We start from the raw sequence: 23,792 nt of genomic DNA on the forward strand, positions 1-23,792 counted from the left end.
TTTACGACGAATATGCCGAGTTGATGTGAACGTAGTCGTGGGAAAGGTCAGTCGTACGAATCGTGGCCTCTTCCGGATTACCAGTACCGAGGTCAACCTCCACGGCAATGTCCTTGCCGGAGAGATCCACTTCACGAGCATCAGGCGTGCCACCGGTACCGCGACAGACTACATGACCGTTGAAGGAAACAGTGATGTGCTCCGGATCCATATCCACCGGTGCAGTGCCGACAGCCGCCAGCACACGACCCCAGTTCGGGTCCGAACCGAACATCGCACACTTGAAGAGGTTGTCGCGGCCGATGATTCGAGCAGCTACCAGAGCATCTTCAGCACCACCGGTGCCACGCACGGTCACGGACACACGCTTGGTCACGCCTTCGGCGTCCGACTGCATCTGGCGCGCGATGGAATCACACACACTGAGCACTGCCTGGTCGAGCTCCTCCTGCGAGGGCTTCACACCAGAGGCACCGTTGGCCAAAATGATGACGGTGTCATTGGTGGATGTGGAGCCATCAATATCTAGGCGGTTAAACGTAACCTCGCTCGCCTTGGCAATAGCCTCGTGCGCCATTTCTGCGCTTACCGACGCATCCGTCGTAATCACACCGAGCATCGTGGCCATCGACGGGCTAATCATGCCAACACCCTTGCCCATAGCGCCGACAGTGAATCCGTCACCATGCGCAACGGCCTGCTTTGCCACCAAGTCAGTGGTCAAGATGGCTTCTGCTGCAGCCGTACCTGCGGCGGCATCGCTGCCCAGATTCTCACAAAGCTTCGGCACACCTGCCAGAACAATGTCCATCGGCAGCCGGTCACCAATCAAGCCGGTGGAGCAGGTACCAATCTCGGTAACATCGACGCCGAGCTCATCTGCGACCTTCTGACAGACTTCGAGGGCGTCGGAAATACCCGGCTGACCATTGCAGGCGTTGGCATTGCCCGAGTTCAGCACCACAGCGGACAGCTTGCCGTCAGCGATGTGCTTCTTGGATACCGTCACCGGCGCAGCCTGGACACGGTTGGTAGTAAAGACAGCCGCAGCAGTCTTCTCCGGCCCCTGGTTTACGATGAGCGCCATGTCCGGGTTTCCGCTGACCTTGATGCCTGCAATGACACCACTGGCCACGAACCCCTGAGGTGCACATACGCCGCCTTCGTCACCAGCGACGTTGACGAGACCTTCTTTTTCTTCCTTCATCATGGGGCAACTCCTACCAATGGAAGTCCTGCAGTTTCATTCTGTCCAGTAACCAAATTCATGCACTGAACTGCGGCACCACCGGTGCCCTTTGTCAGATTGTCAATCGCCGAGGTCAGCACCAGACGCTTGGCGCGTTCATCTACCTCAACCTGAATCTGAACCAAGTTAGAGCCAATTACCGACTGCGTCTGCGGCTGCAGCCCTTCGGCCAACACCTGCACAAACGGCTCACCCTTGTAGAACTCGAGGTAGGCCTCCCGTGCGGTTGCCTCCGTCACCCCGTCGACAAGCGGAGCGGTGATGGTGGTGAGAATGCCGCGCGACGTCGGAGCGAGCACCGGCGTGAAGCTGACGGTGAGAGCCTCTGCGTACGGCTTGAGGTTTTGTAGGAACTCTGCGGTGTGGCGGTGCTTGCCCGCAGTGTTGTAGGCGCGGAGATTGCCCATAACCTCGGACCCGAGCAGGGGCACAGCTGCCTTCTTGCCCGCACCGGAGGTACCGGTGACGGAAACAACGGACAGATCCGGCTTGACCAGACCCTTTGCAACTGCCGGCAGTGCCGTAATGGTACCGCCAGTGGGGAAACAACCCGGCACAGCAATACGCTTGGAAGCAGCCACTACTTCCCTGTTGCCCGGCAGCTCCGGAATACCGTAAGTCCAGGTACCGGCGTGCTCCGAGCCGTAGTAGTGCTCCCACTCATCGGCATCCTGCAGGCGGAAATCCGCGCCGCAGTCAATAATCACCGTGTCATCGCCCAACTGCTCTGCAATCGCAGCCGAATGACCGTGGGGCAGGCCGAGGAACACCACGTCATGCCCGGCAAGTGTGTCACCATTAGTCGGCTCAATACGACGATCAGCCAAAGGTGCCACATGAGGCATAATGTCGCCCACACGGGCACCCGCGTTGGATGCTCCCGTTAGTGCGCCGATGGTCAGTTCGCCGGAAAGATACGCCGGGTGCGACAACAGGAGGCGGAGGATCTCTCCTCCTGCGTAACCGGTCGCACCAGCAATGGCAACGGAAATACTCATGCCAAACATTCAACACTTTTATTCACTGCGTTGCAAGATATTCATAGAATTCGTTGCCAAAGTGCTGGAATTCTATCGATGTGACGTGAGTGAATTATGAATATAACGCCGTCGTCGGTACATACATCTGGTTCGCCGAGCCGGCCATTCAATCAGCGCGCCGGATTACTCAACGCCGGACTATTCAACTACGACGCTTGGCTCCTGGCTCATCACGCCATCTGCCCACTGCGCCACCGATGACGTCGTGGTGTAGAGATAGTAACCCGATTCCTCCGGTGCCACGCTGCCATCAAAAGCCACCGCGCCCGAGAACACCGCCGCTAGCTGGCCGTCGATAAAAAGCGGTCCGCCCGAATCGCCTACCTGCAACGCCGCGGGGCGCTCCATGCGCGCCAACACGGAGTCTTCCCGCACGCATTGTTGATACTTCACCGGACACATCGAAGCGGTGACGGTCGCCGACGGCAGCGAGCCATCCGCAACATCGCCGAGCAGCGATCGCCCATAGACCGTGCCTGCCGTTTCTTGCTCCGAAAACGCTTGACGACGTTCCATTGCGGGATACCCCGGAAGAGCTGCGTCGCCCGCAAGGTGAACAAGCGCTACGTCACCGGTGGGCGCAATTTCCCAGCTATCGATAGGAACACGGTGGGAATCCTGACCGAAACCGACCTCTACTTCCCCAGCCTGCTGCGGGACATCACGCACGCAGTGGGCGGCGGTCATTACCCACTGCGGGGCGATTGCAGTTCCCGTGCAAAAGTTTCCGGTATGGGGACTGGTCTGGACCATGATTGACACCACGGAGTCCGCCGCCACACTAGGCGCAGCAGCCTCCCCGCCAACCAGCGCAGCCGCACTCGGCGCGCCGGTGAGCAACAGACCTGCCGTGACAGCAGCTGCAGCCACAGTCGCCGCAGGCTTCGCGCTGCTCACCGCGCGCACTCCAACGCGCTGCTCTCGTGCCTCTGCGCTATTCAGCCTGTTGCCGCGGTGCCGCAAGATGCCAATCATGGGTATCTCTCCCTGTGGTCTCCCCTTTTAGCCACGCAGCTGAGCGCCGTGACGGGTAGTGGCCAGCTCAATAGCCGCCTCGCGAGCCGCGGAAGCTTCCTCTTCCTTCAGCGTACGGTCCGGTGCGCGGAAACGCAGGGAGTACGCCAGTGAACGAACGCCTTCGCCCATCTGCTCGGAACGGTAAACATCGAAGATACGAATGGATTCGAGGAGCTCACCAGCACCCTCCACCAGAGTCTTCTCCACCTCTGCGGCGGAGACCTCATCGCTGACAACAAGCGCGACGTCCTGGTGGACAGCCGGGAACGGGCTGAGTACCGGCGCCGGCAGGTGCTCCGTCACTGGCAGTGCATCGAGATTAATCTCCATCGCGCAGGTGCGCTCCGGCAGACCAGCGTCCTTGCACACCTTCGGGTGCAGCTCACCGGCGTGGCCGACGACCTCGCCGTCGACAAGCAGCTCAGCGCAGCGGCCCGGGTGCCACGGCAGCACCTCAGCGTTACGGATCTCCAGCTCGACGTTGGCAGCGCGGGCAACAATGCGCGCGGCTTCGATGGCGTCGGCGACGGTGTACGCGGCCTCGTCACCCCACGGGCTATCCAGGCGGATACGACCGCAGGCGACAGTGGCGACGTGCAGCGGCTGCTCCGGCAGCGACTCCAGCAGCTCGGCGCGCTCGGCCTCGCTCGGCAGACCCGCGGTAGACGGCATCGGCGAGACACCGTTACCGCGCTCGATGGATACCTGCTCCACACCGTAGAGCGACAGGTCGACCTGGCCGCGAGCAACATTGCGCTTCAGCGATTCAAGCATGGACGGCAGCAGAGTCGTGCCCAGCTGAGCGTGGTCGGACTCCAACGGGTTGATGACCTTGACGGTGTTACGACGCGGGTCATCAGCGTCCAGGCCCCAGACGTCGAAGACATCGTTGGCAATGAACGGTGTCGGCAGAATCTCCAGGTAGCCATTGTGAGCCAGCGCGTGGCCGACGAAGCGGCGACGCAGCTGACGCTCGGTCAGACCGCGACCGGCCGGGGCGATTGGGAGGATAACCGGAATGTCTTCCAGGCCCTCCAGACGTAGGATCTCCTCAACCAGGTCAGCGGACATGGTCAGGTCCGAGCGCCAGGTTGGCGGAGTGACAGCCAGGCGGTCACCGTTGTCGACGACCTCGCAACCGACCTCGCGCAGGCGTCCAATGACGGTCTCACGCGGGTAATCAACGCCCGCAACTTCGCTGGCGCGGTTGACAGCAAAGTCAATAGTCGGCATGGTGGCAACCTCACCGAGCAGGGTGCGACCAGTGTCGATAGTGCCGCCGGCGATGTCAGCGAGCAGCTGGCAGGCCAGATCCAGAGCCGGCTCGACCAGAGCGGTGTCCACGCCGCGCTCGAAACGTCGTGAAGCCTCGGAGCTCAGCTTGTGGCGGCGACCACTGCGGAAGACATGCAGCGGCGACCAGTTGGCGGCCTCGAAGACCACATCGGTGGTGTCGTCGGCGATCTCGGAGGTGAGACCACCCATGATGCCGGCCAGCGACTGAATACCATTGTCGTCGCAGATGACAACGTCTGCCGGGTCGAGCTTGCGGTCCACGTGGTCGAGGGTGGTCAGAGTCTCGCCGGCCTTAGCGTTGCGGATGTGCAGGCCACCAGCGATCTTGGAACCGTCGAAAGCGTGCATCGGCTGACCGAGCAGTAGCATCACATAGTTGGTGACGTCCGTGGCCACGTTGACCGGACGCTGACCAGCCAGCAGCAGGCGGCGACGCATCCACCACGGGGTCTCGGCGTTCGGGTCGATGCCGGTGACTCGGCGCAGACCAAAGCGGCGGGTGTCGGTGTCCTCGTCGATAGTGACGTTCAGGACCTCACCTTCGACCGGCAGCTCGTTGACCTTGGCTGGATCGGCGAAGTCGAGGTTGAAGGCGGAGCAGATCTCGCGGCCCAGACCGCGGGCCGACAGCGCGTAACTGCGGTCCGGGGTGATGTTGACCTCGAACTTCTCGTCATCGAGACCGATGAATTCCTTGGCGCACGAACCCAGCTCAGCTGGGGCCGACGGCAGCGTCAGAATACCGGCGGAGGAATCGGTCATACCCAGCTCAGCTTCGGAGCAGAGCATGCCGTTGGAAATCTTGCCGTAAGTCTTCCGTGCGGAAATCTCGAACCCACCCGGCAGCACGCAGCCCGGCAGTGCGACGATAACAATGGAGCCCTCTTCAAAGTTGCGGGCACCACAGATGATCTCCTGCAGCTCGCCGGTGCCATTGACATCACCGACATTGACCTGACAGAAGCGAATTGGCTTCTTAAAGCCCTCGAGCTCCTCAATGTGGTCGACGCGACCGAAAACCAGCGGCCCCTCGACCTTCTCCAGCGGCTCGTGCCCCTCGGTTTCAAAACCAACGCGGACAAAGCCCTCATCCAACTCGTCCGGGGTAACGGACCAGTCCGGGTTGATGGTGTTCTCTGGGCCGCGAACGATTTCAGTGACCCACGACTGTGGAATGAACATGTAAGTAAAACTCCTATCTGTAGGTCAGTGAATTAGCCGCGGATACCGAACGGCTGCGTGAAGCGGACGTCGCCTTCGACCATGTCGCGCATGTCGGTCAGGCCGTTGCGGAACTGCAGGGTGCGCTCCAGGCCCATGCCGAACGCGAAGCCCGAGTACACCTCCGGGTCAATACCGGAGGCACGCAGCACGTTCGGGTTGACCATGCCGCAGCCACCCCACTCGATCCAGCCTGCGCCGCCCTTCTTATTCGGGAACCAGACGTCAACCTCAGCGGACGGCTCAGTGAACGGGAAGTAGTTGGTGCGCATGCGGGTCTTGGTCTCCGGACCGAACAGCGCCTTTGCCATGTGATCCAGCGTGCCGCGCAGGTGCCCCATGGTCAGCCCCTTGTCCACAGCGAGTCCCTCCACCTGGTGGAAGACCGGGGTGTGGGTGGCGTCGAGCTCATCGGTGCGGAAGGTACGGCCCGGGCAGATAACGTAAATCGGCAGGTCACGTGACTGCAGAGTGCGAACCTGGACCGGCGAGGTGTGCGTACGCAGCACCTGCTTGGATCCTTCCGGCGCAATGTGGAAAGTATCCTGCAGAGTACGAGCCGGGTGATCCGGCAGGAAGTTCAGCGCGTCAAAGTTGAAGTACTCGGCTTCGACCTCTGGGCCCTCGGCGATTTCCCAGCCCATGCCCACGAAGATGTCACCAATCTGCTCGGACAGGATGGTAATTGGGTGCATACCGCCACGCTGACTCTGCGTGGTGTCCACCGACACGTCGATACGCTCCGCGACCAGGCGACGCGCGTTTTCCTCTTCCTCCAGCACTGCAAGACGCTCAGCATAGTGCTTTTCGACGGCTCCGCGAACAACATTTACGCGACGACCAGCATCCTTGCGCTCAGCCTTCGGAATGGAGCCCAGCGCGCGGCGAGCCTGCGGAATGTAGCCTTCATCCCCCAAGTGCTCACGGCGGGCGGCAGAAAGCTCATCCAGGTTGCCGGCAGCATCAAAGGCACCCGTGGCCTTCTGCGCAGCCGCCTGGAGGGCTTCCTCGGAAAGATCGATAGGATTTGGCGAATCGCTCACGTGTCAACCACTTCTATATAGGACTATCAGTTCTTGTGATGGAACAATCATAGTCGAGGATAACTGCACACGTGCATGCACCTCACCATCGAGGTTTCCTACTTACCCCGAACCGTCTCCCACAGGCACATGGCCGCTGCGGTGGCGAGGTTCAACGACTCTGCCTCGCCCTTAATCGGGATGGACACACTTGCCCCCGCCGAGGCCGTAATCTCCTCCGACAGGCCATGGGCTTCGTTGCCGAAAAGCCAGGCGACGGGACCGTCGGGAAGCGCATCAACGCCGAGCGTGAGAGCGCCATCCATCGCCGTGGCGAGGGTGGTAAAGCCCGCTTCCCTGACTTTCTCCATAACGACATCAATATCGCGCTCGCGTGCGACAGGGGTATGAAAAACAGAACCTGCCGACGAACGCACGGCCTTAGAATTCAACGGGTCAACCGAATCGCCAGCAAGGATAACCGCACCAGCTCCGAGAGCATCAGTCATACGCACAATCGTGCCGACATTACCCGGGTCATTGCACTCCACCGGAATCACCAGACAGCCGGACTGCTTTCCAACCTCAATGGCCTCTTCCAACGAAATGGACACCGCACCTGTGTCGCAGACAGCGAAGAGTCCGGTGGTGGTGACAGTTTCACTTAAAGAGCGGGCGGCGGCGGCGTCGATAAGCGAAACAGACTTACGCTGCGTCCCCGATTCGAGATACCCCGTGAGCAGCTCGCGGAACTGCTCGGCGGCGGCAGCGGTGACGAAAATTTCTACGACAGCCTCTGCGCGGATAGCCGCATCGACGGAATTGAAGCCCTCGATGAGGAAGCGCCCGGCCTTCTTCCGCTTGGCCGCACGGTGGAGCTGAATAGCCGCCGAGACTCGCGGGGTGCGAGGAGTAAACGGCTCGTCGTTGAAGTACAGCGCAGAGTTCATAGTGATTAATCCTAGTGATGCGGCTCGGGATTCATAACCGCCAGCAGGCCAGTGCGGATACGAAAAACCACCGTCGAGGTTATTCGTTAACCCAATCGACGGTGGTTTTTCAAAGATGTTGGCAGGCGCACTGCCGGTCGCAGGCGCTTGCCGACGCTACGTACGAGTTACCTCGTAGCTGCTTTACTTAGCAGCAGGAGCGTTGACGTCCTCCGGCAGAGCATCCTTAGCGACCTTGACCAGAGCAGCGAATGCCTGTGGGTCGTTGACAGCCATCTCAGCCAGGTTCTTACGGTCAACCTCAACGCCAGCCAGGTTCAGGCCCTGGACGAAGCGGTTGTAGGTGATGTCGTTAGCGCGGGCAGCAGCGTTGATACGCTGAATCCACAGACGACGGAACTGACCCTTACGGTGGCGGCGATCGCGGAACTCGTAGGTCTTGGAGTGGAGCATCTGCTCCTTGGCCTTGCGGTACAGGCGGGAGCGCTGACCACGGTAGCCCTTTGCGGAATCGAGAACTTCGCGACGCTTCTTCTTAGCGTTAACAGACCGCTTCACACGTGCCACGGTGATACTTCCTTTTCGTTGTCTTTAAGAACTAGTGAAATTAAGAGGGCGATTGCCCTGGGACGAGGCTTGAAAAACTAAGCCTTGCCCAGCAGACGCTTGACGCGCTTGACGTCCGACTTAGCAACGTCCGTGGTGCCCTTCAGGCGACGGGTACGAGTGGACGGCTTGCCCTCCAGGAGGTGGCGGCGATTAGCCTGCTCGCGGCGCAGCTTGCCGGAACCGGTAACCTTGATGCGCTTTGCGGTGCCCTTGTGGGTCTTCTGCTTCATGTTAAAACTCTCCCCTACCGATCTTTGACGCTCGTGGCGCAAAAATCTCGTTTACAACCATTTCTGGTCAGGTCGGTTACTTCTTACCCTTATTCCGAACCGGCCCCAGGACCATAGTCATGTTGCGACCGTCCTGCTTCGGGCGAGACTCGACGGTGCCGTACTCTTCGACATCGGCGGCCAGACGCTCCAACAGGCGGAATCCCAGTTCTGGACGAGACTGTTCACGGCCACGGAACATAATCGTGACCTTGACCTTCGAACCCTTCTCCAAGAAACGAACAACGTTGTTCTTCTTGGTTTCGTAGTCGTGGTCATCAATCTTCGGACGGAACTTCTGCTCCTTGACCACAGTCTGCTGCTGGTTCTTTCGAGCCTCGCGTGCCTTCTGGGCTTGTTCGTACTTGAACTTGCCGTAGTCCATAATCTTGGCGACCGGCGGCTTTGCTCGCGGAGCAACCTCAACCAGGTCAAGGTCTGCTTCGTAAGCGAGCTTGAGTGCGTCACCGGTGCGGACAACGCCCACCTGCTCACCATTCGGTCCTACAAGGCGGACTTCCGGTACTCGAATATCCTCGTTAATACGAGCTTCAGCGCTGATGTGGCCTCCTAGGTTGAACCTGAACAATCTTCGTTTCAAACCGCGATAGCAAGCGGGAAAGGAAGAAAAGCCACGCGTCTACAGCGGATTACTACACACTGTATAAGGACGCCTTCCAATCGTGCGATGTGACATCACCGATTAGGGTGGACCCCGGCGCTACCGTAATTCTTTGGCGCACCTAGGGTGGGACTTAAATCCTCTTCGCTGCCGAATGCAACTAAATGCTCCCCGAAGGCAGCAAGCATCGCATTCTGGCGGTCGTAGACGAGATGTTAACACAGCTGTTCTCGCATACCAAAACCGGCTCTCACTCCGGGTTATTCACCATCGGCACCCGACGCGATACCAAGCGTCAAAAAAGTGCAATCCGAATTGTAATCAGATTGGTAGATTCTCTCCATAGTTTTTAGGCCAAACACGATTAAAGTCGTCACCATGAATACTGGCTCCAACGGCTTTGGCCCTAAAGCCGAGAACACCGATCCTAATCAGCATTCCGCCCGATACGACAAGCCACCGACCGGCGATTTTGTCCTGACCGGCGACTCCGTCTCAGAGCTTTCCCATGCTCTGGCAGATTTGGAGGCCAGCTCGCTTCGGCTGGCTCAGCTCACCCGTACTTGGCAGGTGCGCCTTTCTCAGGCAAGCGGGCAAGCGCCGACTGGACCGCACGCGCCTCACACTACGGGAGCGGAATCTGCGCCGGTACCTCAAGCGCCGCCCCATGCTGCACCTCAAGGGGCACATCAACACAATCCGCAACCGCCGCCAGCGCCCAGTCCGCCACTAGAGCAGGCACCTCCTCCCCGTTGGGAACCGCAGGCTGAGCAGACGCTCGCCACACCGCAGTATCCCCAGCAGTCTCAGCAGATACAGGTGCCACCACCGCCAACACAAGCGGACTGGCGGAATCAACCAGCTCCCCTGCCACAGAGCGACGCAGCTGCGCAGCCGATGTTTGGCTTCCCCTCTGCCCACCAATGGCGGCGGGATTCGAAGTCGCCGCAGTCTTCTCCCTCGCCACAGTCTTCTCCCACAGACTCCACCCCGCCACCGAAGCTGCCAGAGGCACCGCGTGAACCTCGCGAGCCCTGGTGGCGCAACGAGAAGGCAATCATCAGAATCATCGCCATCTTCGGTGGTCTCATCACCGCTGCCGGTATCGCATTTTTCGTCGCGGTCGCAATCCAATCCGGCCTGATCGGACCGGCCGGTCGTGTGGTCCTGGCTTACTTGTTGGCCGCCGTGCTCGCGGTCGCAGCTGTGCGAGCGCACCGTCGTCAAGCACCGCCTGCTGGCGTGACGGCGTTGATTGCGACATCACTAGCCGCTGCGCACCTGACAACGATGTCGATGTCCTACCTCCTCGACTGGATTCCGGTGGCGGCGACGCTGGTCATCATGTTGCCTTTCGCTGCAGTCGGTCTATACGGCGCGCGGTGGACGAAGTCGAGTGCAACCGCGGCGTGGACAATCACAATCAACACCGGATTAATGCTGTGGGCGACGATCGGCCTCGACTTCCACGCCCGCCCGCTGAGCTCCTCGCTCGCGCAAATCACCCTTCAACTGATGGTCATCGCCGCTATCGTCTGCCTCCTGAACGTCCCCTTCCGGAAGTACGTAGTCGCATTCCTGCTCGGCGCAAACGTTCTCATCGGCGTAATCACGACCAACAATGCACTGGTGATGCCCGCAATCGCCGCACTCACCATTGCCCTTTTCGTGTTTGCCCAGTTCGGCCCGCTGGCGATGGCTCGCCAACTCACTCCCGAGCTTGACGACGAGCCTTCGGAAACCAGCACCTGGGAAGACGATCTGGTCACCATCACGTCAGTAGTTGCCTTCTCGACTCCGGTTGTAGCTGCAGTCCCAATGGTCAACGCCACACAGTCCGCCTCCAGCCTCTGGCTGCTGTTCTACGGCGGATTCGTGCTGTTCATCGCAATTGCTGCAGTATTCCTTTGGAACCGTGCCATCTTCCGCTATCTCGCCCCAATGGCCTTGGCCACGGCAATTCTGCCCTGGCTAGCGCTCGCGGTGGCAGGCCCGGAAAGGAGCTCAGGAGCCGATACTGGAACCCACACTTGGGGTCTCATCCCAATCTCCATCGGTGCCGCGCTCTTTGTCTGGGCGCTGGCCACAGCACCGAAGCACGGCGCGATTGGCGCACGACTACAGGCTCCTGAACCAACCCAGGATGCCGTGGCACCATATACAAAGATTGCGGCACTGACCTGGCTGCTCGGCGCAACGGTAGTACACCTCTACATCCTGCCCGCAGCGTTGAATGCCGGTGCCGCAGCTGATTACTCGGCAACGTGGGCAGAAACGCTTTCGCTGTTGTTCCTGCTGTGCGCCGATGTCGGCCTGGCCGTGACGGCAGCGAGGTCGCAGCTACCGCCAGCTTTTGCACTGATTGGCCTGGCTGCACTGGGTATGCCATTTATCGTGCTGCTCACGACTATTGGCGTGAGCTTCAACGCCGCACACATGTTGCTGAGTATTTTCTGGGCCACGATTGCCGGCATGCTGGTGCTATCGAAGAGGTTCCACCACATTCCGGCGCGACTGGCAGCGGGTTTGACGATTGCGGCGCTGTCTATCGTCAAGCTGATCTTCTACGACATGGCAACGCTCGATGGCGTTATCCGCGCCTTGGCGTTCCTCGGCTGTGGTCTGATTCTGCTGGCCATGGCGGTCTCCGGGGCGAAGCAGAAGAGTGCCGAGGAGCCGGCGGCACCGGAGCGTGACGGCACCGCCAGCGATACTGACGCTGCCGGCGCTGCTGCCGACGCTGCCGGTGCGAGCGGCGCAGCAGATGCCGACCCCGCTGCTGACAGAATGGAAGGCATCACCCGCACCGACGGTCCTGGAATTTCCGACGGAAACGAGCCGACTACCTAAGCTACTTAAGCAGCGGCTTCAGGTACTGCCCGGTGTGGGAGCCGGAACAGTTCGCGACATCCTCCGGCGTGCCCTCTACAACCACGGTGCCACCGCCGGAGCCGCCTTCCGGCCCCATGTCGATGATCCAATCCGCAGACTTGATGACATCCAAATTGTGCTCAATGACAATGACGGTGTTGCCCTTGTCCACCAGGCCCTGCAACACCAACATGAGCTTGCGGATGTCCTCAAAATGCAGCCCCGTGGTCGGCTCATCCAAGATGTAGACCGTCCGGCCATTGGAGCGCTTCTGCAGCTCACTGGCCAACTTCACGCGCTGAGCCTCACCACCCGAGAGCGTGGTTGCCGCCTGCCCGAGACGGACATAGCCCAGGCCGACGTCGACAAGCGTATTGAGATAACGCGCAATCGACTGAATCGGCTCGAAGAACTCCGCTGCCTCGGAGATGGGCATGTCCAGAACCTCAGCGATGGTCTTGCCCTTGTAACGAACCTCCAGCGTTTCGCGGTTGTAGCGCGCGCCGTGGCAAACCTCGCAAGGCACATAGACGTCCGGCAGGAAGTTCATCTCAATCTTGATGGTGCCGTCGCCCTTACACGCCTCACAGCGGCCGCCCTTGACGTTGAAGCTGAATCGACCGGGCTTATAGCCACGAACCTTGGCCTCTTGCGTCTCGGCGAAGAGGTTGCGGATCTTGTCGAACACACCGGTGTACGTCGCTGGGTTGGAACGCGGGGTGCGACCAATCGGCGACTGATCAACTTGCACCAGCTTGTCCAGCTGATCCAACCCCTCCACGCGGCTGTGTCGACCCGGCACCTGACGAGCACCGTTGAGCTCGTTGCTCATCACCTTGGCCAGGATTTCGTTGACCAAGGTGGACTTGCCGGACCCGGAAACACCCGTAACGCAGGTCAACACGCCGAGGGGGAACTTCACGTCAATCTTCTTCAGGTTGTTTTCGCGAGCGCCCTTGACCGTCACCATGCGCGACTTATCAATCGCACGACGGTTCTCCGGCACCGCCAATACCCGACGACCCGAGAGATACGCACCTGTCAGTGATTCCTCGCAGTCAACGATGCCAGACGGTTCACCCTGGTAGACGATTTGTCCACCGTATTCACCGGCCTTTGGCCCAATGTCGACCAGCCAATCGGCCTCGCGAATCGTGTCCTCATCATGCTCGACCACAATCAGGGTATTGCCCAGGTCGCGCAGGTTTTTCAGAGTCTTGATTAGACGGTTGTTATCACGCTGGTGAAGACCAATCGAGGGCTCATCTAAGACATAGAGCACGCCAGCGAGCCCCGAACCAATCTGTGTGGCCAGACGAATTCGCTGCGCTTCACCACCGGACAGCGTGCCTGCCGAACGAGACAGGGACAGATAATCCAGGCCAACGTCAAGCAGGAATTTCAGACGAGCCTGCACCTCACGCAGAACACGCCCGGCAATCATTTCCTCGCGCTTGCCCAGAGTCAGCGAATTCAGGAATGCCGAGCCATCGTGAACCGATAGCTCTGTCAGCTCGGCAATATTCTTCTGCCCGAACTCCGCCGAATCCAACGTCACCGAAAGAATCTCCGGACGCAAACGAGTACCGCTACATGCCGGGCACGGCACCTCACGCATGTACCCCTGGAAACGCTCCTTCTGAGAGTCGCTCTCCGCCTGTGACAGCTTGCGGTGCAGGTACGGCATCACGCCTTCGAAAGGTGCGGTGTACTGGCGAGTACGGCCGTAGCGATTGCGGTAACGCACCGTGACCTTGTGGCTGGAACCATGCAGCAGGGCCTTGCGCTGCGGCGCTGTGAGGTCTTCGAAAGGCGTGGTCGGGTCGAAGCTCATCTCGGTGGCGAGGCCTTCAACCAGCTTTTCAAAGTACTTCTTGTTCAGCGTCTGCCGCCACGGCGCAATCGCCTCAATCGTCGGCAGCGACGGATCTGGAATCACCAGGTCCGTGTCCACCTCCAGCTTGGTACCGATACCGTCACACTCCGGGCACGCACCATACGGCGAGTTAAAGGAAAACGACCGTGGCTCCAACTCATCGATAGCAATACGGTGCCCATTCGGGCAGGCCATCTTCTCCGAGAACCGCTGGGTTCGACGCGGGTCGTCCGCCTCTAGCCCGACGGCGTCGATGACCACGACGCCGTCGGCAAGCAGAAGCGCCGTTTCGACGGAATCGGTGAGCCTGCGCTGCTGCGACTCCTTCACCTGGAGACGGTCAATGACCACGTCAATGTCATGCTTGACCTGCTTCTTCAGCTTCGGCGGATCCGTTAGACGGTGCATTTCACCATCGACGATGACACGCGCGTAGCCCTCGGATGCGAGGCGTTCAAACAGGTCGACGAATTCACCCTTGCGCGTGCGCACGACGGGTGCGAGGACCTGGAATTTGGTGCCCTCCGGCATTTCCATGACCTGATCGACGATCTGCTGTGGAGTCTGTGAGGAGATTACTTCCCCACAGGTCGGACAGTGCGGAGTACCGGTGCGCGCGTAGAGAAGACGCAGGTAGTCATACACTTCAGTGATGGTTCCGACGGTCGAGCGCGGGTTGCGGTTCGTCGACTTCTGGTCGATCGACACCGCCGGCGAGAGCCCCTCAATCATCTCTACATCGGGCTTTTCCATCTGCCCCAGGAACATGCGCGCATAGGAGCTCAGCGACTCCACGTAACGGCGCTGGCCCTCGGCGAAAATTGTGTCAAATGCCAGTGACGATTTACCCGACCCCGACAGACCTGTGAAAACCACCATCTTGTCTCTGGGCAAATCGATGTCAACACCCTGCAGGTTATGCTCGCGGGCGCCTCTGACCACTAGACGTTCAGCCACAGTGGGAAACCTCAATTCGTCGACGATTCACTGCCGACTAGTCTACAGTCCATAACCAATTTTTCGCACATGTGTTCAGAGACTCGTGGTTACGTTGCGCTCCTAGCGCGCCGACAGACACCTCATTACCCTGGGGCGCATGAACGACGACATTACAATCAGCCCTTACTCCAACTCGCCGAGAACGCGCGGCGTTGAGCGCATTGACTACGGCAATGTCACTATTTATAAGACCTCCGTCGGATCGATGGACAACAACGTCTACCTTTTGGTCGACTCCCGCGAGCCCGACAATTCCCTACTTATCGACGCCGCCACCGACGCCGACCATCTAATCCGCCTGGTTGAGCACGTCGGCGCGCAGGTCCGCACGATTGTCACCACGCACTCCCACGGCGATCACGTTCAGGCGCTCGGCGAGCTCCTGCAGTCATTCCCGGCCCGCCACATCACGTCCAGCCTCGACGCTGCCGACATTCCCGAGCCCGCCGACCAGCAGCTCGACGGCGGCGAGACCATCACGTTCGGCGAGGACATCACGCTGCCCACGTTCATCCTTCGCGGACACACCAAGGGCGGCCTCTGCCTCGACCTGTCCGCCAAGGAAGCCGGCGCGCTTTCCGACGACACCCCGTCACACCACCTCTTCGTCGGTGACAGCATCTTCCCAGGCGGTGTCGGCAAAACGTACTCGCCCGAGGATTTCACGCAGCTTATCGACGATGTCGAGAGCCGCCTCTTTCACGTCTACCCCGCCGACTCGGTGATTCACCCCGGCCACGGCAAAGACACCACAGTTGGTGTCGAGAGCCCCGAGGTCGAGAACTGGCGCCAGCGTGGTTGGTAGCGCTGGATGAGCGTGGTCGGTAGTGCTGGATGAGTGTGGTTGGCAGCGCTGGATGCAGCCGGAGCTTCTGAAAAACTCGTCAATCCCGCGACATAAATAGGCCGGGCTGCGTAGGATTAATAGTGAATTACAGCGACCAGATGGCCAAAAACACGGTTTCACCTGGACGACAAAGGAGATGGAATTTAGATGATTCGCAAGTTTGCCCGACCAATGCTGGCCTCGGTTTTCGTTGCCGACGGTGTCGACACGCTGATGAACCAGAAGGATCATGAAGAGGGCGCACGCGACCTGATTGCCCGCGTCCGCTCCGTAACCCCGAACCAGTACAACAAGTACGTGCCAAATAGCGAGAAGCTGGTTGTCCAGGTCGTCGCTGGCACCAAGGTTGCTGCGGGTTCCCTCTACGCTCTGGGTAAGGCCCCACGCCTGTCCGCCACCGCTCTGGTCGCTGCACAAGTTCCGACGATGCTGGCTCGCCACGCATTCTGGGAGACCCAGGATTCGAAGGAGAAGGCAGCTCGCCGCACTGGTTTCCTGACCGACATCGGTTTGCTGGGCGGCCTCTTCCTTGCTACCGCTGACACCGACGGCAAGCCGGGTGTCGCTTGGCGCGCTGAGAAGGCTGGCAAGCAGCTGAACAAGAAGGTTCAGGCTGCCCTGCCGACCAAGTCTGAAACCGAGCAGCGCACTGAGGAAATCAGCGCAGCCTTCGCTTCCGCCGGCGAGAACGTCCGCGAAAAGGCCGGGCTGCTCCGCGACCGCGCATCTGAGGCCACCGATGGGGCTCGTGAATACGTCGAGGACAACAAGGACGGCTGGCGCGAGCAACTCACCGACGCCTTCGACACCGCTAAGAGCTACGTCGAGGACAACAAGGACGACTGGATTGCCAAGGCTACCGAGCTCGCTGAGGACGCGCGCGACTATGCCGAGGACCTGGGCAAGGATCTCAAGAAGGACACTCGCAAGCAGCGCAAGGAACTGCGCAAGCGCGCAGCCAAGGCTTCCAAGGAGGCCAAGAAGTCCGCAAAGAAGGCGCAGAAGCGCCTGCAGTAAGTTTGCTGCCGCAGTTAAAGCAGTATACTTAAACGCTCCCCACGCCACTACGCGTGCGGGAGCGTTTTCATATTTTTATATTCATTCAGCACATCAGTTAGCACTAATTTTGCGATTCGTTGAGGAGACCAGGTTGGCGTCGCGCGCATCCGAGCCCGGGCAGGACCAGACAGGCCGCATTGGCCACACTGGCCAGGCAGGTCTGCCGGACCAGGCAAGTTCAGCACCACAGCGAGAAGAAGAAAGCATCCTCGCTGCCGAACAGGCCTACGTCGACCGTGCGTTCAGCTTCCTCGACCGGGCACGCGAGCGCGACCAAGAGTACCTGCGCCAGGTCATGCTCATCGACGACCCAGACCCGCAAGCCCGCGTTGAACGCGAGGTGGAATACCACCGACTACAGGCTAATCTGGACCGCTACCGCTCAGCCGAGATTGGCCTGGTCTTTGGTCGAATCGATATCGATGACACAGACCCCGACAATCCTTTGGCAGAGGAAGGGCCGGGGGCGACCGTCGATAAGCGATACATCGGGCGAATCGGCCTGTCCGATGAAGACGACGACTACCGCACGGTCATCATGGATTGGCGTGCCGACGGCGCGCGCCCGTTTTACCTGGCCACGACCGCGCATCCCGAGGGAGTCAGTCTGCGTCGACACCTGCGCACTCACGGCCGGAAGGTCCGCAGCATTGACGACGAATGGCTCTCCGGCGAGGAAGCCGACAGCGCACACGAGACCGAAGTTGAAGCGGGCGTCGGTGGCGAATCGGTGCTGCGGGAGGTCATGAATCAAGCGCGCACCGGCCATATGCGCGGCATTGTGGAGACCATCCAGCGCGAGCAGGACCTCATCATCCGCGACTCCACCCGCGGAACCTTGGTTGTCCAGGGCGGTCCCGGCACAGGCAAGACGGCAGTGGCGCTGCATCGCGTCGCATGGCTTCTCTACACCTACCGCGATCAACTGGCGAAAACCGGTGTCCTCATCATCGGCCCGAACACAACCTTCCTCGACTACATCTCGCGCGTGCTGCCGAGCCTCGGCGAAACGGGCGTGGTACTGACCACCATTGCCGATCTCTACCCCGGCGTGCGCGGTTCCAACGCGCTTATCGACGGACACAACCCCGAACCCCTGGTTGCGCAGGAAGTTAAGGGCTCGATTGAGATGCTCACTATCCTGCGCGAAGCCGTGCGGGCCTACCAGGAGCTCCCCGCGGAACCTCTTGAAGTCCGGAACGACAACATCACCCTGACGATCACACCTGACATGGTGAAAGCTGCACGCACGCGTGCGCGGCGGACTCGGAAACCCCACAATCTGGCCCGGCCGATTTTCCGCGATCACGTGGTGGAGCTCCTGGCCGCGCAGATGGCCGAGGTCATCGGCGCCGACCCGCTGGGCGGCGAGAACCTGCTGTCCGTGACCGACGTTGCCGACTTACGCGACGAAATCGACGAATCCGGAGCAGTTGCCGACATCCTCGACGAGCTGTGGCCTGCGCTTACGCCCGAGCGGGTGCTGTCGGAACTGCTGAGCTCTCGCGAGGCCATCGACTACGCCGCCACCGATTACGACGAGCTGACGCGCGAGGCTCTCTACCGGCCGGAAGGCACCGACTGGATGCCTTCCGACGCCCCGCTTCTCGACGAGCTGGCGGAACTCCTCGGCCCAGTTGGTGACGCGGAGGCCGATGAAGAGGATTGGCAGGCCCGCGTCGAGGAGGCGCAGGGCGCGTTGGATACCCTGTCCAGTTCTGCGTCCCAGGATCTTGACGACGGCTTCGAGGCCGAGATCTTGTCAGCGTATGACGTCATCGATGCCGAGGCACTGGCCGAACGCCACCGTGAGCGCGACCTGCGATCCACCGCCGAGCGGGCGGCGGCGGATCGCCTGTGGGCCTACGGCCATGTCATCGTCGACGAGGCTCAGGAACTCTCCGCGATGGCCTGGCGAATGCTGCGCCGCCGCAGCCCCAACGGCTGGATGACCCTCGTCGGCGACGTGGCCCAGACGGGCTCCCCCGCAGGCGCCGCGACCTGGGACGATGTGCTGGAACCCATCATCGGATCGAGGTGGCATCTCCACGAGCTAACCGTCAACTACCGCACCCCAGCTGAGGTGATGGAGGTTGCCGCCAGCGTCCTGGCTGAGATTGACCCGGAGCTGGAGGCGCCGCAGTCGATCCGCGCGACCGGCCGCAAGCCTGTTCAGGCCCACACCGTCGCGGAGGCTCTGACGCATGTGGAGCAGGTTGCGCAGCCGGACCGCCTGGTCGCTGTAATCGCGCCCGCCGAGTTGCTCGAAGCCACGCGCGCGGAGGTGCGGGATTTTCTCGGTGGTGGAGCTGATGGAGATGGTGACCCTGATGGTGCTGGCGGGGCTAGTGCCGCCGATGACGCACCTGCTACTCGCCCCAGCAAACTCACCAACTGCGCGGTCTACGACATCACGACCTCAAAAGGCCTGGAATTCGACGAGGTCATCGTCGTTGCGCCCGACCAGATTGTGGCGCAATCCCCACAGGGGCTACAGGACCTGTACGTTGCACTGACTCGTGCGACCCAGGGGCTAATTGTTGTGGCGCCTCAGCAGTCAGGCGTTTTGCCGGAGCTGCAGTGGTTAGAATGACGAGGATAGTGCCGTACAGAATGAGTGAGACATAATGTCCCAAAACTATCTACCTCAGCTAGCTGAACTTCGCGCACGCCGTCTCATTGCCCAGGGGTTAGCTGCAAGTCAAGCACGCAGCGATTGGAATACAAACCTCAAGTCGCCTGCATTATCAGCAACGCATGGCATGGTTGCTCTGCAAGGACAGAATTATTCGAACGGTGTTGATGCCATCGCCTTGCGCAGTGGCAGCACCACCGACGATGTTTTAGCAGCCATTTCTTCTTACGACATCGTTCGCTGTTGGTCGCAACGAGGCACCCTGCACTTTGTTTCAGCGCAAGACGCGCGAGCAATTATGAGGTTGACGAATCCGCGCATCGAAAAGGCAGCAGCAAGACGTCGTACGACACTCGGGCTTTCTCAAGATGATGTGCAGACCGCAAGGGCAGCATTTCATTCCGAATTGCGCTCACGTGGCCTGTCCGACCCGCTGACTCGGACTGAAGCCTATGAGGTTTTCGCAGATCATGGAATAGACCCCACGGAACAAAGAGGTCCTCACCTACTGCGCACATTCGGCGGCGAAGGCGCTGTCGTCCAAGGGCCACGAAAAGGATCCGAAGATACCTTCGTCCTGCTTGCCGACGTAACTTTCAAAGGCGGCCTCTCAGCAAATACCACAGAGGGCTCCAGCACAGAACACTCAGCTGATTCCACGCTGGCCGACATTGCCTGGCGCTATGTTAATTCCCGCGGACCTATCTGTGTAGCTGACTTCGCGTGGTGGCTGGGGATGACGAAAACTCAAGCGAAAAAGGCCCTTAAGCTTATCGACCACTTAATAGTTCCTTTCTCCCTCGATTCCTCTGCCTCTCCGGACGCGCCAACTGGCACAGAATTCATCGGCGAAAATCTCGCGCAAAATGAGTACTTCATGCCGACATGGCAGCAGAACGTAACTGAAGCCGAGCTTGAAGCCGCGCTTTCACTGACGCTTCGACTGCCCGCTTTTGACGAGTACCTCATGGGCTACGGCAGCCGCACCGAAATTCTTCCTGAATCCCTTCGCAACCAGGTCTTAACCAGAAACGGAATTAGCTGGCCTTTTGTAGTTGAAGAAGGGATTATCACCGGCCGGCAATAGAAAAACCGGCACCTCAACTAAGAGATGCCGGTTTAAAGCGAAAGCTAAACTACTAGCTCACCGTTTTGTTAGCTCACAGTGTGAACAATCATGACGTCACAGTCCGACTGACGAGCAACATCAGCCGGCACGGAGCCCAGCAGACGACCAGTCAGCGAGTTAATACCGCGGTTGCCAACCACCAGCAGGTCAGCGCGACGGTCAGTGACCAGAGACATCAGAGCCTCAACCGGGGAGCCGGAACGAACCTCGGTCTCAACCTTGGTAGCGCCGACGGCTTCTGCGGCCTCCTTAGCAGCAGCCAGGTTCTTCTGAGCCGGGTCATCACCGAGGACCTGAACCGAATCCTGGCGCAGGGTCTTGGACGCATCCTCTGCAGTCTCGTAGTAAGCGCAGCCGATAACCAGGGTGGCATCGAAAGCCGCGGCAATCGAGGCAGCGCGCTCTACTGCGAGCAGCGACGACTTAGAACCATCCGTGCCGACAACAATGGTCTTGTAATCACTCATGAAAACTATCCCTCACTGTGGAAGTTGCATTAAAACAGTTCATCGTGCGTAACGCCGTCGTTGCCCCGAACCCACTGGCCAGAGCCACTTTCGCGAATACACTGTTTTACTTCCCACAACAGTAGCAAAAAACTACTCGACACCGGCCTCAATCATCCCCTTAAGTTCCTTCTTGAGGTCGAAAATCTCATCGCGCAAGCGCCCCGCGAGCTCGAACTTCAACTCTCGCGCAGCCGCGGCCATCTGCTCCGACAGGTCCGCGATAAGCGCCTCAAGCTCCGCCCTCGGCATCTGCTTACCGCTAGCACCATCGGCCGCGCCCGAGCCGTCGGCACGCGAGAGCAGCGCATCAGCGGCCGCACCGGTCTTGCCTTCGTAATCGGTGTCAGCGTTGTCGTAGACCTGATCCAGAATGTCCGCGATCTTCTTGCGCAGCGGCTGCGGATCGATGCCATGCTCAGTGTTGTAAGCAATCTGCTTTTCGCGGCGGCGCTCCGTCTCGTCGATGGCGAACCGCATGGAATCGGTGATCTTGTCGGCGTACATGTGCACCTCGCCGGAGACGTTTCGCGCGGCACGACCAATCGTCTGAATCAACGAGCGCTCCGAACGCAGGAACCCCTCCTTGTCGGCGTCGAGGATTGCCACCAGCGAAACCTCGGGCAGGTCGAGGCCCTCGCGCAGCAGGTTAATGCCGACCAGCACGTCGTACTCGCCGAGCCGCAACTGTCGCAGCAGCTCAACGCGCTTGAGCGTATCCACATCCGAGTGCATGTACCGCACCTGCACACCATTTTCGAGCAGGTAGTCGGTCAGGTCCTCCGCCATCTTCTTCGTCAGGGTGGTCACGAGAACGCGCTCGTCACGCTCGGTGCGCTTTCGGATCTCGCCGATCAGATCATCAATCTGCCCCTCAGTAGGCTTAACGACGATCTTGGGGTCCACCAGCCCAGTCGGACGAATGACCTGCTCCACATACTCTCCACCGGTCTTTTCGAGCTCATAGTCACCCGGCGTTGCGGACATGAACACGACCTGGCCCACGCGGGCATCGAATTCGTCGAACGTCAGCGGGCGGTTATCCAGCGCCGATGGGAGGCGGAAACCGAAGTCGACGAGGTTGCGCTTACGGGAAGCGTCGCCCTCGAACATGCCGCCAATCTGTGGCACGGTGACGTGCGACTCATCGATGATGGTGAGGAAGTCCTCCGGGAAATAGTCAATGAGCGTCGCGGGGGCCGAGCCCGGCGCGCGACCATCGATGTGGCGCGAGTAGTTCTCAATGCCGGAGCAGAAGCCGACCTGTTCAATCATTTCGAGGTCGTACTCCGTGCGCATGCGCAGACGCTGTGCTTCCAGCAACTTGCCCCGGTTTTCCAGATCCGCCAGGCGTTCGGCGAGTTCGGCCTTGATGTCCGCGACGGCCCGTTCCATCCGCTCCGGGCCTGCGACGTAGTGCGTAGCTGGGAAGATGCGCAGCTCAGGGACTTGGTCGATGACGTCGCCTGTGACTGGATTGAGGTAGTACAGCGAATCAATCTCGTCGCCGAAGAACTCCACCCGCACGGCCTTTTCTTCGTAGGCCGGGATGATATCGACCACGTCACCTTTTACTCGGAAGGTGCCGCGGGTAAAGGCAATGTCATTGCGGGCGTACTGAATGTCCACCAAAAGGCGCAGGAACTGGTCGCGGTCGACTTCCTCGCCCTCCTTCAGCCACACCGAACGGTCGAGGTATGACTGCGGGGTACCCAGGCCATAGATGCAAGAAACAGAGCTGACGACGACTACGTCGCGACGCGACAGCAGCGCTGAAGTAGCCGAGTGGCGCAGGCGCTCCACGTCCTCGTTGATGGAGGAATCCTTTTCAATATAGGTATCGGTCTGCGCGATGTAGGCCTCGGGTTGGTAGTAGTCGTAGTACGAAACGAAGTACTCGACCGCGTTGTTTGGCAGCAGGCTGCGGAGCTCATTGGCCAGCTGGGCCGCAAGCGTCTTGTTCGGTGCCATGACGAGGGTTGGCCGCTGCACCTTTTCGATCAACCACGCTGCGGTGGCTGACTTACCGGTGCCCGTGGCACCCATCAGGACTACCTCGCGCTCGCCTCTATCTAGGCGCTCCGACAGTTCCGCGATTGCCTGCGGCTGGTCGCCCGAGGGCTCGAACTCGCTGATGACCTCGAAGTTTCCCTCAGCGCGCTCGACTTCACCGACGGGACGGAACTCCGAGTGCGCGAGGACGGGTTGCTCTGCTGCAAATGCCATAGTTCCCAGCGTAGCGAAGGCTGTCTTGAAAGCGGCTGGTTACGTTACTTCCTGGGGCTTTGGGCTGTCCAGGGCTGGGGCCCAGGGGCTTAGGAGCGGCTGTCGAGTTCCGGACCAACATTAAAATCGGCACAGATTTGGACAAGGCTGGCATAAAGTCGCTGCCAGGCCAGCAAAGGCGGGTTCCGCTTCACCAGCTGGCCCTTAGTGCGCATGGACTGACTCCTGGTGAAGCGCAAGCCGTCTTATCGATGGTCCGCGGCTGCGGCTGCGAGGCTGCAAGGCTGCAAGGCTGCGGGAGGCCTGGGTTATCCACACCCTGAAAGTTGTCCACAGATTGGACGTGGAG

17 protein-coding genes are annotated in these 23,792 nt (G+C 60.1%); 5 read left to right on the forward strand and 12 right to left on the reverse strand.

Annotation, left to right across the window (positions count from 1 at the left end; all coding sequences use genetic code 11):
• Position 1 precedes the first annotated feature (1 nt).
• The 9 genes from argJ to infC all read right to left on the reverse strand — a co-directional run bounded on the left by argJ (position 2) and on the right by infC (position 9,262).
• Positions 2–1,210 (reverse strand): bifunctional glutamate N-acetyltransferase/amino-acid acetyltransferase ArgJ, encoded by a 1,209-nt coding sequence (gene argJ / locus HMPREF2751_RS04595; RefSeq protein ID WP_070595572.1) that lies wholly within the window; start codon positions 1,208–1,210, stop codon positions 2–4.
• A complete protein-coding gene (gene argC, locus HMPREF2751_RS04600; RefSeq protein ID WP_172620236.1) occupies positions 1,207–2,247 on the reverse strand; it encodes an N-acetyl-gamma-glutamyl-phosphate reductase in 1,041 nt (346 codons plus the stop codon). Before argC ends, argJ begins: the two co-directional genes overlap by 4 nt.
• A gap of 180 nt (positions 2,248–2,427) precedes the next feature.
• On the reverse strand, positions 2,428–3,264 hold the full coding sequence (locus tag HMPREF2751_RS04605) for a trypsin-like serine protease (protein WP_016422900.1): 837 nt from the start codon (positions 3,262–3,264) through the stop codon (positions 2,428–2,430).
• A 27-nt stretch (positions 3,265–3,291) separates the two neighbouring features.
• The gene (gene pheT / locus HMPREF2751_RS04610; protein WP_070595574.1) at positions 3,292–5,784 is read right to left on the reverse strand and encodes a phenylalanine--tRNA ligase subunit beta; all 2,493 of its coding nucleotides are present in this window, start codon (positions 5,782–5,784) and stop codon (positions 3,292–3,294) included.
• Between the two features lie 32 nt (positions 5,785–5,816).
• The gene (pheS, locus tag HMPREF2751_RS04615; protein WP_049170371.1) at positions 5,817–6,866 is read right to left on the reverse strand and encodes a phenylalanine--tRNA ligase subunit alpha; all 1,050 of its coding nucleotides are present in this window, start codon (positions 6,864–6,866) and stop codon (positions 5,817–5,819) included.
• Between the two features lie 98 nt (positions 6,867–6,964).
• Positions 6,965–7,795 (reverse strand): TrmH family RNA methyltransferase, encoded by an 831-nt coding sequence (locus tag HMPREF2751_RS04620; RefSeq protein WP_016422903.1) that lies wholly within the window; start codon positions 7,793–7,795, stop codon positions 6,965–6,967.
• 183 nt (positions 7,796–7,978) lie between these two features.
• Positions 7,979–8,362: a 50S ribosomal protein L20 gene (gene rplT, locus HMPREF2751_RS04625; RefSeq protein WP_016422904.1), complete on the reverse strand. Its 384-nt coding sequence runs from the start codon at positions 8,360–8,362 to the stop codon at positions 7,979–7,981.
• Positions 8,363–8,439: 77 nt separating this feature from the next.
• A complete protein-coding gene (gene rpmI, locus HMPREF2751_RS04630; protein ID WP_005511726.1) occupies positions 8,440–8,634 on the reverse strand; it encodes a 50S ribosomal protein L35 in 195 nt (64 codons plus the stop codon).
• Between the two features lie 76 nt (positions 8,635–8,710).
• Positions 8,711–9,262, reverse strand: coding sequence for a translation initiation factor IF-3 (infC, locus tag HMPREF2751_RS04635; protein ID WP_005511730.1), 552 nt, complete (start codon positions 9,260–9,262; stop codon positions 8,711–8,713).
• Between the two features lie 411 nt (positions 9,263–9,673).
• On the opposite strand from infC, the gene HMPREF2751_RS04640 reads away from it, so the two are divergent.
• Positions 9,674–12,145 (forward strand): DUF2339 domain-containing protein, encoded by a 2,472-nt coding sequence (locus HMPREF2751_RS04640; RefSeq protein WP_070566246.1) that lies wholly within the window; start codon positions 9,674–9,676, stop codon positions 12,143–12,145.
• A 1-nt stretch (position 12,146) separates the two neighbouring features.
• On the opposite strand, the gene uvrA is transcribed toward HMPREF2751_RS04640, so the two are convergent.
• Positions 12,147–14,999, reverse strand: coding sequence for an excinuclease ABC subunit UvrA (uvrA, locus tag HMPREF2751_RS04645; RefSeq protein WP_070437626.1), 2,853 nt, complete (start codon positions 14,997–14,999; stop codon positions 12,147–12,149).
• Between the two features lie 139 nt (positions 15,000–15,138).
• On the opposite strand from uvrA, the gene HMPREF2751_RS04650 reads away from it, so the two are divergent.
• From HMPREF2751_RS04650 to HMPREF2751_RS04665, 4 genes are all read left to right on the forward strand, one after another.
• Positions 15,139–15,846, forward strand: coding sequence for an MBL fold metallo-hydrolase (locus HMPREF2751_RS04650; protein WP_070595576.1), 708 nt, complete (start codon positions 15,139–15,141; stop codon positions 15,844–15,846).
• A gap of 189 nt (positions 15,847–16,035) precedes the next feature.
• The gene (locus HMPREF2751_RS04655; protein WP_016422909.1) at positions 16,036–16,905 is read left to right on the forward strand and encodes a DoxX family protein; all 870 of its coding nucleotides are present in this window, start codon (positions 16,036–16,038) and stop codon (positions 16,903–16,905) included.
• A 133-nt stretch (positions 16,906–17,038) separates the two neighbouring features.
• On the forward strand, positions 17,039–19,540 hold the full coding sequence (locus HMPREF2751_RS04660) for a HelD family protein (protein ID WP_053087280.1): 2,502 nt from the start codon (positions 17,039–17,041) through the stop codon (positions 19,538–19,540).
• Between the two features lie 34 nt (positions 19,541–19,574).
• Positions 19,575–20,669: a DNA glycosylase AlkZ-like family protein gene (locus HMPREF2751_RS04665; RefSeq protein WP_069359779.1), complete on the forward strand. Its 1,095-nt coding sequence runs from the start codon at positions 19,575–19,577 to the stop codon at positions 20,667–20,669.
• A 68-nt stretch (positions 20,670–20,737) separates the two neighbouring features.
• On the opposite strand, the gene HMPREF2751_RS04670 is transcribed toward HMPREF2751_RS04665, so the two are convergent.
• Positions 20,738–21,178: a universal stress protein gene (locus tag HMPREF2751_RS04670; RefSeq protein WP_005511992.1), complete on the reverse strand. Its 441-nt coding sequence runs from the start codon at positions 21,176–21,178 to the stop codon at positions 20,738–20,740.
• Between the two features lie 132 nt (positions 21,179–21,310).
• The gene (uvrB, locus tag HMPREF2751_RS04675) at positions 21,311–23,443 is read right to left on the reverse strand and encodes an excinuclease ABC subunit UvrB (protein ID WP_016422912.1); all 2,133 of its coding nucleotides are present in this window, start codon (positions 23,441–23,443) and stop codon (positions 21,311–21,313) included.
• Positions 23,444–23,792: the final 349 nt, after the last annotated feature.

Origin of the sequence: Corynebacterium sp. HMSC063G05 (assembly GCF_001810555.1) — a bacterium.
Taxonomy (GTDB): domain Bacteria; phylum Actinomycetota; class Actinomycetes; order Mycobacteriales; family Mycobacteriaceae; genus Corynebacterium; species Corynebacterium jeikeium_D.

Bases quoted from the DNA above. Each gene is read 5' to 3' on its own strand.
- argJ (WP_070595572.1), bottom strand. From the start codon at position 1,210: ATGATGAAGGAAGAAAAAGAAGGTCTCGTCAACGTCGCTGGTGACGAA.
- argC (WP_172620236.1), bottom strand. From the start codon at position 2,247: ATGAGTATTTCCGTTGCCATTGCTGGTGCGACCGGTTACGCAGGAGGA.
- HMPREF2751_RS04605 (WP_016422900.1), bottom strand. From the start codon at position 3,264: ATGATTGGCATCTTGCGGCACCGCGGCAACAGGCTGAATAGCGCAGAG.
- pheT (WP_070595574.1), bottom strand. From the start codon at position 5,784: ATGTTCATTCCACAGTCGTGGGTCACTGAAATCGTTCGCGGCCCAGAG.
- HMPREF2751_RS04620 (WP_016422903.1), bottom strand. From the start codon at position 7,795: ATGAACTCTGCGCTGTACTTCAACGACGAGCCGTTTACTCCTCGCACC.
- rpmI (WP_005511726.1), bottom strand. From the start codon at position 8,634: ATGAAGCAGAAGACCCACAAGGGCACCGCAAAGCGCATCAAGGTTACC.
- HMPREF2751_RS04640 (WP_070566246.1), top strand. From the start codon at position 9,674: ATGAATACTGGCTCCAACGGCTTTGGCCCTAAAGCCGAGAACACCGAT.
- HMPREF2751_RS04650 (WP_070595576.1), top strand. From the start codon at position 15,139: ATGAACGACGACATTACAATCAGCCCTTACTCCAACTCGCCGAGAACG.
- HMPREF2751_RS04655 (WP_016422909.1), top strand. From the start codon at position 16,036: ATGATTCGCAAGTTTGCCCGACCAATGCTGGCCTCGGTTTTCGTTGCC.
- HMPREF2751_RS04665 (WP_069359779.1), top strand. From the start codon at position 19,575: ATGTCCCAAAACTATCTACCTCAGCTAGCTGAACTTCGCGCACGCCGT.
- HMPREF2751_RS04670 (WP_005511992.1), bottom strand. From the start codon at position 21,178: ATGAGTGATTACAAGACCATTGTTGTCGGCACGGATGGTTCTAAGTCG.
- uvrB (WP_016422912.1), bottom strand. From the start codon at position 23,443: ATGGCATTTGCAGCAGAGCAACCCGTCCTCGCGCACTCGGAGTTCCGT.